Below are 15816 nucleotides of genomic sequence, written 5' to 3' on the forward strand. Positions count from 1 at the left end.
GCCGGCGGGGGAGGGCGGGCGGGGGCGGGGGCGGCGCCCCCCCCCCCCCCCCCCCCCCCCCCCCCCCCCCCCCCCCCCCCCCCCCCCCCCCACCCGTCAGGGGGTCTCGGCGACCTTGACGGACAGGCCGTCGAGGTAGCTGCGCACGTTGGCGCGCACCTGCTCGACGTTGTCGCCGCCGAACTTCTCCAGCACCGCGTCGGCCAGCACCAGGGCCACCATCGCCTCGGCCACGACACCCGCGGCGGGGACGGCGCACACGTCCGAACGCTGCGCGATCGCCTGCGCCGCACCCCCGGAGGCGGTGTCGACGGTGTCCAGGGCGCGCGGGACGGTGGAGATGGGCTTCATCGCGGCGCGCACCCGCAGGACCTCGCCGTTGCTCATCCCGCCCTCGATGCCGCCGGCGCGGTCGGTCCGGCGGCGGACGGTGAACCCGTCCTCGCCCTCGACGCGCTCGATCTCGTCGTGGGCGGCCGAGCCGCGGCGCCGGGCCGTCTCGAAGCCGTCGCCGACCTCGACGCCCTTGATCGCCTGGATGCCCATGAGGACGGCGGCGAGGCGGGCGTCGAGCTTGCGGTCCCAGTGGACGTAGGAGCCCAGGCCCGGCGGCAGGTCGTGGACGACGACCTCGACGACCCCGCCGAGGGTGTCGCCCTCGGCGTGCGCCTTGTCGACCTCGGCGACCATGCGGGCGCTGGCGTCGGCGTCGACGCAGCGGACCGGGTCGGCGTCGATGGCCGCGCGCTGCCCCCGGCCCGGGACGACACCGGCGGGTGCCTCGACGGTGCCCAGGGAGACGACGTGCGAGACGACCTCGGCGCCGACGGTCTGGGCCAGGAAGGCGCGGGCCACCTCGCCGAGGGCCACGCGGGTGGCGGTCTCGCGGGCCGAGGCGCGCTCCAGGACGGGGCGGGCGTCGTCGAAGCCGTACTTCTGCATGCCCGTGAGGTCCGCGTGCCCCGGGCGGGGGCGGGTCAGCGGGGCCGAGCGGCCGCGGGCCGGCAGGCGGCCGGGCTCGTCGTAGCGGCGGCCCTGCTCGTCGGCCGGGTCGGCGGCCATGACCTCCGACCAGCGCGGCCACTCGGTGTTGCCGATGCGCAGCGCGATCGGGCCGCCCTGGGTGCGTCCGTGCCGGATGCCGCCGATGATCTCCAGCTCGTCCTGCTCGAAGTTCATCCGCGCGCCGCGGCCGTAGCCCAGGCGCCGCCGGGCCAGGGCGTCCTTGATCTGCGTGCTGTCGACCTCCACACCCGCGGGGAGGCCTTCGAGGATGCCCGCGAGGGCAGGTCCGTGCGATTCACCAGAGGTCAGCCAGCGCAACACGGGCCTGATTCTGCCGCACTCCGGCCGTGGGGACCGCCGCCGCCCGCCGTCGTGCCGGTCGGTGGTCAGGAGGTCCCGCGCCGGAGCCCCGCGCCGTCAGTCGGCCAGGTCGCTCAGCAGCGGGTCGATCCGGTAGGGCACGAGCTCGCGCATCGCCAGCGAGGTGCGGGTCCGCACGACGCCGGGGATGGACAGCAGCTCCTGCCCGACCCGGTAGAGGTCGTCGGCGTCGCGCGCCACGACCCGGCACATGAGGTCGCCGTCGCCGGTGATCCCGTGCACCTCGAGCACCTCGGGGGTGCCGCGCAGCCGGCGCAGCGTGTCGTCCTGCTGGCCCTGGTGGATCTCGATCATGACGAACGCGGAGACCGAGAAACCCAGGGCGGCCGGTGCGAGCCGTCGGGAGAAGCGGTGCAGCACACCGTCGGCCTCGAGCCGTTCGAGGTGGGCCTGGACGGTTCCGCGGGCCAGGCCCAGCTGGCGCGACAGACCGAGCACGGTCGCGCGCGGATCCTCGTCCAGCGCGAGGAGGATCCGGGCGTCGATGGTGTCGAGGCGGCGCACGGCGACATCTTGTCGCATCGGCCGGGGTGCTCGGCAAACAATGTGCCCACTCGTCCGCGGATCGGATGGGCATCGACGGACGGCCCCGGGACCTGCCCGGACCGACGCGGCCCTCTCAGCGGGGGCGCGGGGTTCCCACCTCGACGACCACGTCGCCGTCGACGACCTCGACCAGGTGCGTGCGCACCGGGGTGATGGCCGGCGGGCTGGAGGGCTCCCCGGTCCGCAGGTCGAAGGCCGAGGCGTGCCGCGGGCACTCGACGGCGCAGTCCTCCACCCACCCCTCGGCCAGCGATTCGTCGGCGTGGCTGCAGGTGTCGTCGATGGCGTACAGCTCGCCGTCGACGTTGAACACCGACACGGGGGCGTTCAGCTCCGGCCGGTCCACGCGGACGACCTCACCCGGGGGCAGCTCGGCCAGCGAGCAGGCCACGACTCTCGTACCGCCGGACATCGTCGAGCTCCTCCGTTCCCGGTCCCGCACCGGGACCCCGGTCCGGTCATCGTCGCACCCGCGCGCCGGGCGGGCCGCGACCGGGGTGTGGCGGGGTGCCCGCCGGGCCGGCGCGGGGAGGACCGGCGGCCGTGGACGTCGACCGGGCCGTGCGGTTCCACCTGCTGGGGTACGCCGTCGTGGTCGCACTGCTCGTGGGCGACCGGCGGACCTGGCGGGTGGCTCCCGCCTCGGCCCGGGACGGACCGCGCGAAATCACGCGGTCCGCAGCCTGACCGCGGCCAGCACCGCGCCGACGGCCGTGACCGCCGCGCCCAGGAAGAGCACCGCGGCGACGGCGTGGGCGTGCGCGGCCGCGGAGGCGACGGGGGGAACGGTCAGCACGAAGACCACGCTCACCGCTCCGGACCCCGTCGACTGCGACACCGTCCGGTTCAGGTTCAGCACACCCGCCGCCGACCCGGCGTGGCGCAGCGGCGCGGCCGACATCATGTCCCGGTTGTTCGGCGACTGGAACACGGCGAACCCCAGACCGCACAGGGCGGTGCGCACCAGCACGTCCAGCGTCGCGGGGTCGTCCGGGAGCGTGGCCAGCGACACCAGTCCCGCGGTGAGGACCGTCAGCCCGGTCACCGCCAGCAGCGTGGGGGAGACCTTGTCCGCGGCGCGGCCGGACAACGGGGCGACGAGCACGATCACCAGCGGCCACGGCGTGAACAGCAGCGCCGACCGCAGGGCGCTGTCGCCGAACGACTCCTGGAACAGGAACGGCAACGCCACGAACGCCGTGGACTGGCCGAAGAACGAGCACGACGCCGTCAGCACGGCCAGGGAGAACCGGCGGGTGAACAGCCCCAACGGGATGACCGGGTGCCCGGTGCGTCCCTCGTGCCGCACGAACAGGACGACCAGGACGCCGGTCAGCACCAGCAGGCTCACGGCGAGCGGCGCCGTCGAGGCACCGCCGAGGTTCTGGACGCCCAGCAGGAAGCAGGCGATGGCGGCGGCGACGAGCACCGAACCCGCCGCGTCGAACCCACCGGGGCGGCCCGGGACGCGGGGCAGGTGGCGCAGGCCCAGCAGGGTGGCGGCGATCCCGATGGGGATGTTGACCAGGAACAGCCACGGCCACGGCAGCACGGCCAGCAGCAGACCGCCCAGCGCCGGGCCCAGGGAGGTGCCCAGCGCGACCGTCATGGCGTTGATGCCCAGCACGCTGCCGAGCCGTTCGGGCGGGAACACCTGGCGGAAGGTGGGGATGGGGACGGCCAGCACCAGGGAGGACCCGATGCCCTGCACGACCCGTGCGGCCACGAGCAGTTCGAGGGTGGGGGCGGCCGCGCACGCCACCGACGCGACGGTGAAGACCGGCAGTCCGACGAGGAACAACCGTCGCCGGCCGATCCGGTCGCCGAGGGCGGCCGCCGCCGGGATGCAGCACGCCGCGGCGAGCAGGAACGCCGTCGTGACCCAGACGGTGGCCGACGGGGAGGCGTCCAGGTCGCGGGCCAGGGTGGGCAGCGCGACGTTCACGATCGAGGCGTCGATCGTCACCATGAGCGTGGCGGACTGCAGCGCGGCGAGGACGAGACCACGCCGCACCTCGGGTGCGGGGCCGGACTGTTCGGTCATGCGGTGCGTGCGACCGGTCCTTTCGGTGATCGACCGTCGCACGCTGGAGGTGCGGCGAGGTCTGGAGCCTGGGGCCAGTGTCGGTGCGGCCGGCTCGGGACCTCGGGGCGGGGCGTCAGGCGCTCTTGCGGGTGCGGCTGGCCGTCTTCTTCGCCGGCGCGCTCTTGGCGGTGGTCTTCTTCGCGGTCGTCTTCCCGGAGGCGGTCTTCTTCCCCGCCGTCTTCTTCGCTGTCGTCTTCCCGGCGGCGCTCTTGCGCGCGGTGGTCCCCTTCGCGGCCGGCTTCTCCTCCTCGACCCCGGCGGGGGCCTGGCCGGACGAGCCCGACCCGCCCCGGGCCCGCTCGACGGAACGCTGCAACGCCGTGAGCAGGTCGACGACCTCGCCGCCGCGCTTGCCGCCCCCGGCGCCCTCCTCCGCGATCGAGGTGGGCGCGGCCTCGGCGTCCTCGAGGCGGGCCTCGACGAGCTTCTTCACCGCGACCGCGTAGTCGTCCTCGAACTCCTCGGGGTGGAAGTCGCCGGCGAGGGACTCCACGAGCGAGGCCGCCATCTTCCGCTCCTGCGGGCGCAGGTCCACATCGGTCTCGAGGACCTCGAAGTCGGCCTCGCGGATCTCGTCGGGCCACAGCATCGTCTGCAGCACGATGGCCTTGTCGCGCACGCGCAGCACCGCGATGGACTCGCGCTGACGCAGCGCCACCTTGACCACGGCCATCCGCTCGGTCTCCTCGAGCGCCTCACGCAGCAGCGCGTACGGCTTGGCCGCCCGGGACTCGGGCTCCAGGTAGTACGGCCGGGACAGCATGATCGGGTCGACCTGGTCGACGGGGACGAACTGCAGGACGTCGATCTCGTGCCCGCTGGCCACCGGCAGTTCCTCGAGGTCGTCGTCGCTGAGCACGACGAGCCTGCCGTCGGGGCTCTCGTAGCCCTTGGCGACCTCGTCGTAGGAGATCTCCTCACCGCAGATGGAGCACGTCCGCTTCATCCGCACGCGCCCACCATCGGTACGGTGGACCTGGTGGAAACGGATGTCGTGCTCGCTGGTGGCGGCGTACAGCCGCACGGGCACGTTGACCAGACCGAAGGACACTGCGCCCTTCCAGATGGCGCGCGGCATGACGTACCCCCATCGGAGACCGGATCCTCACCGTACGGTCTGGCCCCCGACCCTGCACAGGATCGGCCGCTGACCACCCTGGGCGCCGCCGTGTGGCGCGCGCGGGCGGCCGCGCACGCCGAGCGGGCGCACGCCCTGACGGCCGCGGCGGTGCAGCGGCGGGCCCGCGGGGAGAAGCACCCGGTCGAGGACTTCCTGTTCACCTACTACTCCTGGGCGCCGGGGAAGCTGGCGCGCTGGCACCCCGGCGTCGGGGTGGTGCTGCAGGACGCGGCGGAGCGTGCGGACTGGGCGCACTACGTCGCGACCCCGGACGGGGTGCGGGTCGACGCCGCGAGGCTGGCGACGCAGCGGTCGGCGACGGTCCGGCTGGCCCGCGACGTGCTGGCCGCCACCCGGACCCGGGCCCCGCAGCTGGCCTGCTTCGGCCTGCACGAGTGGGCCATGGTCCACCGCACGCGCCCCGAGCAGGTCCGGCACGCCGGCCTGCCCCTGCGCCTGGGTCACGCCGGCACCGACGAGGTCGTGCAGTCGCACCGCATCCGGTGCAGCCACCACGACGCCTTCCGCTTCTTCACCCCCTCGGCCGTGCCGCTCAACGAACTGCAGCCGACCCGCCACGACCAGGCCGCCCAGGAGCAGCCGGGATGCCTGCACGCGACGATGGACTGCTACCGCTGGGCGATGAAGCTGTCGCCGGCGGTTCCCGGCGAACTGCTGCTGGACTGCTTCGAACTCGCCCGCGACGTGCGGATCCTCGACATGCGCGCCTCGCCCTACGACGTGTCCTCGATGGGGTACACGCCCGTGGCGATCGAGACGCCCGAGGGCAAGGCGGAGTACGTGCGCGCCCAGCGGGAGTTCGCCGGACGTGCCGATCCGTTGCGGGCCGCGCTCGTCGCGGTGTGCGACGCGTTGCTGGCGGCCGCAGGGCCACACCGCAGGAGGTGACGATGCCGATCCCGATGACCGTGGCGCGGGCGAACCGGGTGGCGCTGAACCGCGTCATGCGCCGCATCGCCCCGCACACCCCCTTCCTCGGACTGCTCACCCACCGCGGACGCAGGTCCGGCCGGGAGTTCACGATCCCGGTGAACGTGTTCGAGTTCCGCGGCGGGATCCGGCTGGCGCTGACCTACGGACCGGGCACCGACTGGGTGAGGAACGTGCGGGCCGCGGGCGGGTGCACGCTGCGCTTCCGGGGCCGGACGCTGGAACTGACGAACCCGCGACTGGTCCGGGACCCGCAGCGGGCGGGGATGCCGGCGTTCGTGCGGTTCGTGCTCGCGCGCCTGCACGTCGAGGAGTTCCTCGACCTCGACACCGCGGAGTAGGGGTTTGGGCGCGGGGTCACCGCGTGCGCGGTGATCGGGCGTGGGGTCACCGCGCGCCGGACCCGGGCGGGATGGGGGTTTGGGCGCGAGGTCACCGCGTGCGCGGTGATCGGGCGTGGGGTCACCGCGCGCCCGACCCCGGTGGTCAGACGCCGGCGGTCGCGTCGTCGCTCTCGGTCGCGGCGTTCCAGTCCCGCTTCTCCTCGCGCCAGCCCTCCTCGGTCCGCCCGCGGCGCCAGTAGCCCGACGCCGACAGCAGTTCCCGGGGAACGCCGAGATCGGTGCGGGCGAACCGGCGCACGGCGCGCACGGTGTCCGCCTCACCGTGCAGGAACGCGTGCGGAGCGCCGGCCGGCAGGTCGAGGCCGCGCAGGAACTCCACGAGTCCCTCGGGGTCGGGTTCGCCGCGGTGCACCCAGTGCAGCCGCAGGTCGCCGGGGGAGGCCAGCGGCAGTTCCTCGGCCGGCCCGTGCACCTCCACGACGGCCACGGCCACCTTCCCGGCGGGGACGTGCTCCAGCGACGCCGAGATCGCCGGCAGGGCGCTCGCGTCACCCACGAGCAGGTGCCAGGGCGCCTCGGGCGAGGGGGAGTACGCGCCGCCGGGACCCATGATCCACAGCGTGTCGCCCGGCTGGGCCCCCGCCGCCCACGGACCGGCGAAACCCTCGTCGCCGTGCACGACGAAGTCGATCGTCACCTCGCCGTCGGCCACCGAGCGGATCGTGTACGTGCGCTGCACGGGCCACTCCGTCCGCGGCCGGGAGTCGCGGATCGCGGCCACGTCGAACGGTTCGTCGTAGGCGACACCCTCGAGGGGGAAGATCAGCTTCACGTACGAGTCGGCGTGCTCGACGGTGAAGTCGGCGAGGTCCTCGCCGCCGAAGACCACCCGGACCATCTCCGGGGTCAGGCGCTCGGCGCGCTGGACGACGCCGAGGCGCTGACGACGCCCACCGGGAGCGGGCTTCTCACGCTTGAACGGATTGCGCATGGTGCTCCAGATCACTCGCCCTCGGCGCGACCCTCGCGCCAGTAGCCCATGAACGCCACCGAGGAGCGCGGGACGCCGACGTCCCGGACGAGGTGCCGCCGCAACGCCTTGACGACGCCGGACTCCCCAGCCAACCACGCGTACAGGCACTCCGGCCCGGCAGGCTCGGCGTGCTCGGGAACCTCCCAGAGGATCGTGGTGTCCAGATCGACGTCCTCGAAGTCCACGGGAGAGGACGCCTCGTCCACCAGCGCGGAGGCGACCTCGTGCACGCGCGCCTGCAGCAGCTCGCCAGGCGCGTGGGAGCCGTTGCGCGGCAACCACTCCACCGTCAGGTCCGCGGCGCAGGACAGGTCGATCAGGTCGCCGGCGTGCGGCACCTCCAGCAGCGCGGTCGCCTTCACCCCGGCGGGGAGCCGCTCCAGGATCGCCGACACCGCGGGCACCGCGGTCTCGTCACCGGCCAGCAGCAGCGTGCGGGCCGTGGCCGGCGGCGCCCACTCCACGCCCCACATCCGGCCCGTCCCGGGGTTGCTCGGCCCGACCAGGACGGCCTCGTCGCCGACGACGGCGTTCGCCGCCCACCGCGACGCCGGCCCGGCGTGCCCGTCCTGCACACCGTGCAGGACGAAGTCGACGTCCATCTCGGCGTGGGTGTCGATCGTCGCCGGCCGGAACGCGCGCACGGTGTAGGTGCGCATGGTGGGCCGCACGGCCTCGGGCAGTTCGCGCCACCACGTGTACCAGTCGTCCTGCGGCGGGTCGTAGGACTCGAAGGGCTGCTTGAGCAGGAGCACCTTGAAGCGCTGGTCGTAGCCGCCGGCCCCGAAGTGCTCCAGGTCGGCGGAGGTCATCGTCAGCCGCACGAAGCTGGCGCCGATCCGCTGGACGGCCGAGATCCGGACCCGGTAGAGCGCGTAGGAGGCCCGCTCCAGCCCGGTCCGGGCCGCGCGTTCCTCGGTGCTGGTGTCCGTGGTCATCCTCTGCCCTCTCCCGACGGCAACGCCGCCTCGCGGCACGTTGTGAGGACAGGCTAACCAATGGACCCGTGTGCTCCGCAATCCCCCCACTGGTCAGGGCCGGATCGCAGCAGCAGAGTGTGATCGTGCTCCCCATGCTGGCGACCGCCGCACCGGCCGCCGGGCTGCCCACCGACGGGGACCGCTGGGCCTACGAGGTGAAGTGGGACGGCATGCGGATCCTCGCCGACGTCCACGAGGGCGCGGTGGTCCTGCGCTCGCGCACCGGCCGCGACGTCTCGGCGACCTTCCCCGAGCTGGTCGACCTGGCCCGGGCCCACGCCGACGTCCTCCTGGACGGCGAGGTGGTGGCGCTGGAGGACGGGCTGCCCTCCTTCGCCGCGCTCGCCGACCGGATGCACGTGCACGACGTGCGGTCCGCCCGGCTCGCCGCCGAGCGCACCCCCGTCACGCTCATGGCCTTCGACGTCCTGCGCCTGTACGGCGTCGACCTGCTCGACCGGCCCTGGCAGGAGCGCCGCGAAGCACTCGACCGGCTGCAGCCGTCCGGGCGCGCCTGGCAGGTCTCCCCGGTCTACCCCGATGCGACCTCGCTGCTGACCGCCACCCGGGAGCAGGGGCTGGAGGGGGTCGTGGCCAAGAAGCGGACCTCCACCTACCAGCCGGGCCGGCGCAGCCCGGACTGGTTCAAGCACGCGCACCGCCGCCACCAGGCCTGCCTGGTCGTGGGCTGGCGTCCGGTGGAACGGTCCGGGTCGGGCATGGGGGCGCTGCTGCTGGGGGTTCCCGGGCCCGACGGTGAGCTGCGGTACGTCGGCCGCGCCGGCAGCGGGCTCGGAGGCGCCCTGGAGGACGACCTGAAGGCGGCGCTCGCCGGTCACGAGGTCGCCCGCCCCGTCGTGGACGTTCCCCGGGTGGACGCCAACGGGGCGCGGTTCACCCACCCCGTCGTGGTGGTGGAGGTGCGGCACCTGGGGCGGACCACCGGCGGTCGGCTGCGCCAGCCGACGCTGCGCGGGCTGCGCCCCGACCTGGAACCGTCGGACGTGCGGGAGGAGTGACGTGGTGCAGCACGAGGAGACCGTCGTCGACGTCGAGGGCCGGCACGTGCGGCTGCGCCGGCTGGAGAAGGTGCTGTACCCCTCGACGGGAACCACCAAGGCCGAGGTCCTGGCCTACGTCACCGCCGTCGCCCCGGCGTTGCTGGCCCAGTTGCGGCAGCGGCCGCTGACCCGCAAGCGCTGGCCGGACGGGGTGGGCAGTTCCTCGTTCTTCGAGAAGAACGTTCCGCGGGGGATGCCGGACTGGGTGCGCACGGTGGAACTGGAGGTCCCGGGCAGCACGAAGGACCGCGAACGCATCCGCTACCCGCTCGTCGACGACCTGGCCGGACTGGTCTGGCTGGTGAACCTCGCCGCCCTCGAACTGCACGTGCCGCAGTGGCGGGTCGGGCCGCGGGGCGGGGTGCGGGCCCCCGACCGGCTCGTCATCGACCTCGACCCGGGGCAGGGCGCCGGGTTGCCCGAGTGCGCCGAGGTCGCGCTGGCGGTCCGCGAACGCCTGGCCGGTGACGGGCTGGAGTGCCACCCGGTGACGTCGGGGTCGAAGGGGATGCAGTTGTACGCGGCGGTCTCGGGCGAGCAGGACGCCGACGTGCTGCGGGCCTACGCGCGCCGGCTGGCCGAGGAGCTGGAGAAGGACCGTCCCGAACTCGTCGTCAGCCGCATGACCAAGGTGCTGCGTGGTGGCAAGGTCCTGCTGGACTGGAGCCAGAACAACTCCGCCAAGACGACCGTGGCGCCCTACTCCCCGCGCGGGCGGCACCGTCCGTGCGCGGCCGCGCCCCGGACGTGGGAGGAACTCCAGGACGCCGGTGCGTTGCGGCAGTTGACGTTGGAGGAGGTCGCGGCGCGGTACGCCCGCGACGGGGACCTGCTGGGGGACCTGGGCCCGGACGCCGACCCGGGACCGCGGGTCCCCACGTCGTAGCCGGTCCCGCTCAGATCTCCACCCGCGCGATCCGCAGCGCGCCGGGGTGCAGGCCCAACCGCGGGGAGTACCCGAAGACGGCCGAGGCCGACAGGAACTCCTCGCGGCCGAAGTCGAGGGACGTCATGCTCACCTGCAGGTACCCCCGCAGTCCGGCCAGGTGCTCGTCGGCCACGACCACGTGGCAGGGCCGCTGACGGCGGCTCATGAGCTGGACGTCGGCCTCGCACCAGCCCGCGTCGACGAGCCACCGGCGGCTCAGGCCGTTCTGGGTCGTGACGCCGGCGTACCGGCGCAGTTCGGTGTCGAGGTAGGCGTTGACCGTGCACGTCGGGGCGGCCGCGTCGTTGACGGTCACCGTGGCCTCGACCAGCCACTCGGCGAGCCGGCCCGGCGCCACGGGTTCGGCCGCGACCTGCGCCGTCAGCCGCTCCAGGCAGGCGTGGTCGACCGCGCCGCCCAGGGAGACGAGCGCCTCGCCCTCCGCGCGGGCCAGGTCGTCGAGGTCGTCGCGGTGCACCGGCACCGGTTCGCCGCTGACGTGCACCTGGGTGGCCGGATCGACGCCGTCGGGCAGGTGGTCGGCGTCGTCCCACGTGCTGAAGGCGCTGTGCCGGTGGACGTCACCGACGTGCTCGCCGCCGAGGGTGACGGTCTCGCCGCGGCGGGACAGGACGTTCGCGTCGCTCTCCATCGCCGCCGATGGTACGGAGTCGGCCGGTGCCCGACCATCCACCGACCGGGCGACCTCCTCGGCTACGGTCGCCGGGTGCTCACCACGAACGCCGGAACCGCAGGAAACGCCGTCCCGGCCTGGCGTCGGACGCTGCCGGACCTCGGTTCGGTCGTCGTCTGGTGGCTCGTGGTCGTCACGGCCACGACGGTCTCGTGGGCCTCGGTGCCCGTCGAGCTCGACGCCGCCTACGACTACCTCGAGGACTACCCCGTGTGGGTGCAGTCGCTGGTGCGGTGGGACTCGAACTACTACCTGTCCATCGCCCAGCACGGGTACACCTCGCCCGAGATGCCGGCGTTCTTCCCGTTGTACCCGCTGCTGGTGCGCCTGGTCGCCGCGGTGGGGATCGCCCCTCCGTACGCCGGCATCGCGGTCAGCGCGCTCGCCACGACGGTCGCGGTGGTGCACCTGCGCCGCCTGGCCGAGGACCACCTGGGTCCGGGGGTCCTCCCGCGGCGGGCCGTGACGTTGTTCCTCGCCGGGCCGGCCGCGCTGTTCCTCGCCGCCGTCTACACCGAGGCGCTGTTCTGCGCGCTGGCGTTCGGTGCGTTCAGCCACGCCCGGCGCGGGCAGTGGGCCCGGGCCTGCCTGTACCTGGGGTTGCTGACCGCGACGCGGTTGCCGGCGGTCGTCGTGGTGGCGGCGGTGTTCGTCGACCACGTCGCGCAGAACCGCCGGCTGTCCCGCAGCACGCTGTGGTTCGCGCTGGCGCCGCTGGGGCTGCTGGCCTACCTGGCCTACAGCGCGCGGGAACTGGGGGACCCGCTGGCCTTCCTGCACGCCTACGACAACGCCTGGACGTACCAGGTCTTCGACCCGAACGTTGCCGCGACGGTGTTCGGCGTCGCCCGCGACTGGGTCGCGTTCTTCTCCGCGCCGGGCGGTCCGGACGTCGAACACCTGTTCCGCGACGGCCTGGGACTGTTCGCGTGGCTGTTCTGCCTCGTCGTCACGTGCCTGTCGCTGCGCCGGCAACCGGTCGGGTTCACCGTGCTGTCGTTCGGGACGCTGCTGTTCGTGGCCCTCAACAGCAACCTCCAGGCGGTGAACCGGTACGTGCTCGTGCTGTTCCCCGTGCTGCTGGCCGTCACGGGCTGGCGGTTCCTGCGCCCGGAGAGCCGGTTCACCGCACTGGTGTTCGCCTCCGGCGGGGTGATGGTGCTGTGCGCGGTGCTGTTCACCCACGCCGAGTGGGTGGGCTGACCACCTCCGCCCCGGACCGGGCCGTCGGGGCCGGACCTCCGGCCCGGCGGCGAACCTGCCGGTGGGGTGCACTCCGCGTCACGGTGGTGAGGGACGGGTGCCGCAGGCGAGCAGGTGCCCGCCCAGGCCCAGCAACCCCGGTTCGCGTTCGGTCGCGCGGACCAGGGCCAGCAGGCGTTCTCGAGCCACGGGGTCGTCGAGCAGGTCGTCGGTGGCCAGCTCGCCCAGGCCCTCGACGGCCACCGGTCCCTCGACCGCGAAACCCGCCGCGGCCAGTTCGGCCGCGAACTCCTCGGGCCGGTGGAAGTACGCCGTCGTGAACCACCCCGGACGTGCGGAGTCGTTGCGGTGCAGTCCCGTGCGCACGTCGTCGCTGACGATCCGGGCGAACTCGTCGTCGGCCAGCCAGCCCCGGGCGACGGCGTCGAGCGCCGAGGCCCACCGGGTGATCGCGGCCGCCACGACCACCCCGCCGGGCCGCAGCACCCGGAACGCCTCGCTCAGGGCGCGGGCCCGGTCGGCCGCGGAGGTGAGGTGGTAGAGCGGGCCCAGCAGCAGGACGGCGTCCACCGAGGCGCCGGGCCACTCCAGGTCGCGGGCGTCGCCGAGGGCGACGGAACCCAACGGCTCAGGGGCCGCCGCGCTCGCCGCGCGAGCCTGCTCGACGTGCACGGGAGCCGGATCGACCAGGTGGACGGTGTGGCCCCGGGCGGCCAGCGGGAGCGCGTACGCGCCGGCGGCGCCGCCGACGTCGAGCACCACCGCCGGTGCCGCCGGCAGCCACCGCGCCAGCAGTTCGGTCGTCCGCCAGAACTCCAGCCGTCCCGTCCCGCTCGTCAGGCGCGTGTGCTCGCGCCCCCGTGCGTAGTAGTCCTCCGCCAGTTCGTCCACCCCGCCAGCCTGCCGCGCCCGCCGCACACCGGGCCAGCGGATTCACGGTTGACGCACCGGAGACGGCAGGATCTGCTGTCCCGGTGCTGGAACCGCGCAACCAACTCTCCGACGCCGAACTGCGGGCGGTGGCCGGCCTCGAACGGCGGGTCGTCGCCCACGACGGGGGCAGGCTCAAGATCGAGTGGCCGGACGTGCGCGCGCGCTCCGGCGACTGCACCAACGACCTGCTCTGGAAGGTCGACGACCGCGTCCTGGGGTACGTCGGGTTCGACCACCACGGTGGATCCGCGGTCGAACTGGTCGGCGCGGTCGACCCCGTCGCCCGCCGCCGCGGGATCGGCACCGCGATGCTCGGCGCCGCCGTCGACGTCTGCCGACGACGGGGCTTCGAGCGGGCGCTGCTCATCGTCCCCCGGCGCGGCCGGTCACCACCTCGCGCAGCGCCACGGGGCGAGGCCGAGCCACTCCGAGTTCGCCCTGCGCCTCGACGCACGGCCGGCCGACGGCCCCGAGGACCCGCGGACCGCGTTGCGGCCCGCCACGGCCGACGACCTGGAGGTCCTGACCGGGCTGCTCACGGCGGCGTTCGGGCAGGCGCCCACGCACCTGGCCGCCGCCCTGCGCGAGGGCGGGACGGTGGTGGTCGTGCACGACGGTGCCGTGGTGGGAACCCTGCGTCCGGAGCGGGACGGGGAGTCGGGAGGAGTCTGGGGTTTCGCGGTCGACCCCCGCTCCCAGGGCCGCGGCATCGGCCGCGACGTCCTGCGCCGGGTGTGCCGGCAGTTCTTCGACGACGGCGCCACGACCGTCCGGCTCGAGGTGGCCGTCGACAACGACCGCGCCCTCGGCCTGTACACCTCCATCGGGTTCACCCGGGTGAGCACGGAGGACTACTACGACCTGCCGCTCGGGTAGGGGAACCGTCCGCCACCGCGGCGCCTGAGGCGCCGCGGTGGCCGGAACCCGTCGGGGACGGGATCAGAAGACGCCGTGCTGCGCGATCTGCTTCCTGCGGCTCGCGGACGCGCCGACGAGGATCACCACGAACAGGACCAGGTGCAGCCAGTTGACGGCGGGGTTCACCGGCACGTCCGGGCGCGCCGCGTTCACGTCCAGGCCGGCGCCGCCCAGCCCGGCCGCCAGGTAGGCCAACGCCACCCAGACGACCGCCTTGTGCGCCTGCTTCGTCGAACCGGAGAAGGCCAGGACCGTCAGGCCGAAGAGGATCTGCAGGCTCGAGGCGGTCACGGACGTCGTGAAGATGCCGAAGAGCCGGGCTTCGGAGTGGAAGAAGCCCAGCGAGGCGTAGTCGGTCACGAGGCCCGGGACCAGCCCGAGGACACCGAGGCCGAGCACGAGGACGCCGACCCCCTTCGCGAAGCGGGTCACGGGGCCGCGGTCCGCAGCGGTGTCGGCCGCCTCGATCGCGGCGGGAGCAGGCGCAACAACGTTCATGGGCTCATCATCCCCGACCCGGATCAGCGCGGGAGCAGCCGGTGCGCCTCCGTCGGGGACACACCCTGGGCCTGCAGCAGGTCGACCACCGCCGAGCGCAACTGAGCCACCACGACCGTCGCCGACAGCGACTGCGCCCCCAGCGTCCTCGGCCCCAGGGTGACCGCGAGCTCCTGCAGGCCCGCCACCGACGGAGGCACCGTCTCACCGGGGTAGGGCGGTTCCCCGACCGCGCGGACCGCCGCGGCCAGCCCGTCCAGCGCCTCGGCCAGCGTCGAGGGCATCGCCTCGTCGTAGCGCAGCGCCGTGCTGATCCGCCGCAACGCGACGCGCAGGTTGCGGGTGGCCCGGTCCATCCCGGCCTGCAGGCGCTTCTGCTGCGCGATCTCGCCACGCCCGCGCCGGCGCAACGGGGACAGCCGGTGCACCTCCTGACCGGCGTTGACCGACTGCGACCAGCCGTCCAGCTCGCCCTGCGTGACGCGGGCGCGGGCCAAGACGTCCTCGGCCTTGGTCGCGTCCTGCTCGCGGATCGCGTCGGCGCCGTCCTCCAGCAGGTCGGCCAGCTGCCCCGCGTACGCCTTCGCCCGCCCCCGCACGTCCCGGCGCGGGTCCGGGGGCAGCAGCGCGGCCACGGCCAGGGCGACGACCACACCCGTCATGGCGTCCAGCCAGCGCGACTGGCCGTCCGAGCCGGGCATCGGCGGGTAGGCCACGATGAACGCCGCCTGCAACGCGGCCTGGTTCACCAGCAGGATCCCCGAGTCCAGGAACCGGGCGATGAACATCGCGGCCGCCACGATCGCCGTGATCTGCAGGGGCCCCCGGCCCACGAGGTGCACGATGAGCGTGCCGAGCAGGACGCCGATGGTGACGCCCACGCCGAGCTCACCGACCCGCCGCAGCCGTTGGTTGTTCTGCACCCCCAGGCACACGACGACGGCCACGCAGGCGAAGACCGGGTACGCCTGGTTCCACAGGGCCTGCGCCAGCGTCCACGCGATGCCGGCCCCCAGGCCGCACTGCATGATCTGCCACCACGACCCCTGCCAGCGCTGCCAGCCGGTGCGGGCCCGGCGACGGGCCGTCACGGCGAAGGGGATGGTGCGGGGCACGGCCCCATCCTCTCCCACGG

The 15816-nt window shown here is 74.1% G+C and carries 18 protein-coding genes and 1 pseudogene; 8 read left to right on the forward strand and 11 right to left on the reverse strand.

The annotated features are described in order from the left end of the window. Nucleotides 1-96: 96 nt before the first annotated feature. From aroC to ACRYR2_RS23555, 3 genes are all read right to left on the reverse strand, one after another. Entirely contained in the window at nt 97-1326 is a 1230-nt protein-coding gene (aroC, locus tag ACRYR2_RS23545) for a chorismate synthase (RefSeq protein WP_432565330.1), read from the reverse strand. A 96-nt stretch (nt 1327-1422) separates the two neighbouring features. Then, nucleotides 1423-1908 (reverse strand): Lrp/AsnC family transcriptional regulator, encoded by a 486-nt coding sequence (locus ACRYR2_RS23550; protein WP_432565331.1) that lies wholly within the window; start codon nt 1906-1908, stop codon nt 1423-1425. 97 nt (nt 1909-2005) lie between these two features. Then, entirely contained in the window at nt 2006-2344 is a 339-nt protein-coding gene (locus ACRYR2_RS23555) for a bifunctional 3-phenylpropionate/cinnamic acid dioxygenase ferredoxin subunit (protein WP_432565332.1), read from the reverse strand. 131 nt (nt 2345-2475) lie between these two features. Between ACRYR2_RS23555 and ACRYR2_RS23560 the strand changes: the two genes are divergently transcribed. Continuing rightward, a complete protein-coding gene (locus ACRYR2_RS23560; RefSeq protein WP_432565333.1) occupies nt 2476-2619 on the forward strand; it encodes a hypothetical protein in 144 nt (47 codons plus the stop codon). Here ACRYR2_RS23560 and ACRYR2_RS23565 read toward each other — a convergent pair. Together ACRYR2_RS23565 and ku are read right to left on the reverse strand one after the other, a co-directional pair. Further along, nucleotides 2600-3976, reverse strand: a complete 1377-nt coding sequence (locus ACRYR2_RS23565) for an MFS transporter (protein WP_432565334.1) — start codon at nt 3974-3976, stop codon at nt 2600-2602. The genes ACRYR2_RS23560 and ACRYR2_RS23565 overlap by 20 nt on opposite strands. Before the next feature lie 115 nt (nt 3977-4091). After that, nucleotides 4092-5096 (reverse strand): non-homologous end joining protein Ku, encoded by a 1005-nt coding sequence (ku, locus tag ACRYR2_RS23570; protein ID WP_432565335.1) that lies wholly within the window; start codon nt 5094-5096, stop codon nt 4092-4094. A 90-nt stretch (nt 5097-5186) separates the two neighbouring features. On the opposite strand from ku, the gene ACRYR2_RS23575 reads away from it, so the two are divergent. Next, entirely contained in the window at nt 5187-6047 is an 861-nt protein-coding gene (locus ACRYR2_RS23575; RefSeq protein ID WP_432565336.1) for a 3-methyladenine DNA glycosylase, read from the forward strand. Nucleotides 6048-6049: 2 nt separating this feature from the next. Next, entirely contained in the window at nt 6050-6430 is a 381-nt protein-coding gene (locus ACRYR2_RS23580; protein WP_432565337.1) for a nitroreductase family deazaflavin-dependent oxidoreductase, read from the forward strand. 145 nt (nt 6431-6575) lie between these two features. On the opposite strand, the gene ACRYR2_RS23585 is transcribed toward ACRYR2_RS23580, so the two are convergent. Further along, the gene (locus ACRYR2_RS23585) at nt 6576-7424 is read right to left on the reverse strand and encodes a siderophore-interacting protein (RefSeq protein WP_432565338.1); all 849 of its coding nucleotides are present in this window, start codon (nt 7422-7424) and stop codon (nt 6576-6578) included. Between the two features lie 11 nt (nt 7425-7435). Further along, nucleotides 7436-8404, reverse strand: a complete 969-nt coding sequence (locus ACRYR2_RS23590; protein WP_432565339.1) for a siderophore-interacting protein — start codon at nt 8402-8404, stop codon at nt 7436-7438. Between the two features lie 134 nt (nt 8405-8538). Between ACRYR2_RS23590 and ligD (ACRYR2_RS23595) the strand changes: the two genes are divergently transcribed. Together ligD (ACRYR2_RS23595) and ligD (ACRYR2_RS23600) are read left to right on the forward strand one after the other, a co-directional pair. After that, complete coding sequence (gene ligD, locus ACRYR2_RS23595; RefSeq protein ID WP_432565358.1) at nt 8539-9465, forward strand: non-homologous end-joining DNA ligase; 927 nt, start codon at nt 8539-8541, stop codon at nt 9463-9465. A gap of 4 nt (nt 9466-9469) precedes the next feature. Then, nucleotides 9470-10393: a non-homologous end-joining DNA ligase gene (gene ligD / locus ACRYR2_RS23600; RefSeq protein WP_432565359.1), complete on the forward strand. Its 924-nt coding sequence runs from the start codon at nt 9470-9472 to the stop codon at nt 10391-10393. A 10-nt stretch (nt 10394-10403) separates the two neighbouring features. On the opposite strand, the gene ACRYR2_RS23605 is transcribed toward ligD (ACRYR2_RS23600), so the two are convergent. Further along, entirely contained in the window at nt 10404-11087 is a 684-nt protein-coding gene (locus ACRYR2_RS23605; protein ID WP_432565340.1) for a hypothetical protein, read from the reverse strand. Between the two features lie 75 nt (nt 11088-11162). Here ACRYR2_RS23605 and ACRYR2_RS23610 point away from each other — a divergent pair, with 75 nt between their 5' ends. Then, nucleotides 11163-12332 carry a mannosyltransferase family protein gene (locus ACRYR2_RS23610; RefSeq protein ID WP_432565341.1) on the forward strand — a complete coding sequence of 390 codons (1170 nt, stop codon included), beginning with the start codon at nt 11163-11165 and terminating at the stop codon, nt 12330-12332. Between the two features lie 78 nt (nt 12333-12410). Here the strand turns inward: ACRYR2_RS23610 and ACRYR2_RS23615 are convergent, their stop codons facing one another. Continuing rightward, a complete protein-coding gene (locus tag ACRYR2_RS23615; RefSeq protein WP_432565342.1) occupies nt 12411-13223 on the reverse strand; it encodes a class I SAM-dependent methyltransferase in 813 nt (270 codons plus the stop codon). 194 nt (nt 13224-13417) lie between these two features. On the opposite strand from ACRYR2_RS23615, the pseudogene ACRYR2_RS23620 reads away from it, so the two are divergent. Next, nucleotides 13418-13567, forward strand: a pseudogene (locus ACRYR2_RS23620) (GNAT family N-acetyltransferase); the annotation flags it as partial. A gap of 187 nt (nt 13568-13754) precedes the next feature. Next, nucleotides 13755-14141 (forward strand): GNAT family N-acetyltransferase, encoded by a 387-nt coding sequence (locus tag ACRYR2_RS23625; protein ID WP_432565343.1) that lies wholly within the window; start codon nt 13755-13757, stop codon nt 14139-14141. A gap of 63 nt (nt 14142-14204) precedes the next feature. On the opposite strand, the gene ACRYR2_RS23630 is transcribed toward ACRYR2_RS23625, so the two are convergent. Together ACRYR2_RS23630 and ACRYR2_RS23635 are read right to left on the reverse strand one after the other, a co-directional pair. Continuing rightward, on the reverse strand, nt 14205-14681 hold the full coding sequence (locus ACRYR2_RS23630) for a DUF4383 domain-containing protein (protein WP_432565344.1): 477 nt from the start codon (nt 14679-14681) through the stop codon (nt 14205-14207). A 23-nt stretch (nt 14682-14704) separates the two neighbouring features. Then, on the reverse strand, nt 14705-15796 hold the full coding sequence (locus ACRYR2_RS23635; protein ID WP_432565345.1) for an FUSC family protein: 1092 nt from the start codon (nt 15794-15796) through the stop codon (nt 14705-14707). Nucleotides 15797-15816: the final 20 nt, after the last annotated feature.

Source organism: Kineococcus deserti (genome assembly GCF_050871945.1).
Lineage (GTDB): Bacteria > Actinomycetota > Actinomycetes > Actinomycetales > Kineococcaceae > Kineococcus.

Coding starts and splice junctions, on each gene's coding strand:
- ACRYR2_RS23630 (WP_432565344.1), bottom strand. CDS start 14,681: ATGAACGTTGTTGCGCCTGCTCCCGCCGCGATCGAGGCGGCCGACACC.
- ACRYR2_RS23605 (WP_432565340.1), bottom strand. CDS start 11,087: ATGGAGAGCGACGCGAACGTCCTGTCCCGCCGCGGCGAGACCGTCACC.
- ACRYR2_RS23590 (WP_432565339.1), bottom strand. CDS start 8,404: ATGACCACGGACACCAGCACCGAGGAACGCGCGGCCCGGACCGGGCTG.
- ACRYR2_RS23585 (WP_432565338.1), bottom strand. CDS start 7,424: ATGCGCAATCCGTTCAAGCGTGAGAAGCCCGCTCCCGGTGGGCGTCGT.
- ligD (WP_432565358.1), top strand. CDS start 8,539: ATGCTGGCGACCGCCGCACCGGCCGCCGGGCTGCCCACCGACGGGGAC.
- ku (WP_432565335.1), bottom strand. CDS start 5,096: ATGCCGCGCGCCATCTGGAAGGGCGCAGTGTCCTTCGGTCTGGTCAAC.
- ACRYR2_RS23580 (WP_432565337.1), top strand. CDS start 6,050: ATGCCGATCCCGATGACCGTGGCGCGGGCGAACCGGGTGGCGCTGAAC.
- ACRYR2_RS23565 (WP_432565334.1), bottom strand. CDS start 3,976: ATGACCGAACAGTCCGGCCCCGCACCCGAGGTGCGGCGTGGTCTCGTC.
- ACRYR2_RS23555 (WP_432565332.1), bottom strand. CDS start 2,344: ATGTCCGGCGGTACGAGAGTCGTGGCCTGCTCGCTGGCCGAGCTGCCC.
- ACRYR2_RS23550 (WP_432565331.1), bottom strand. CDS start 1,908: ATGCGACAAGATGTCGCCGTGCGCCGCCTCGACACCATCGACGCCCGG.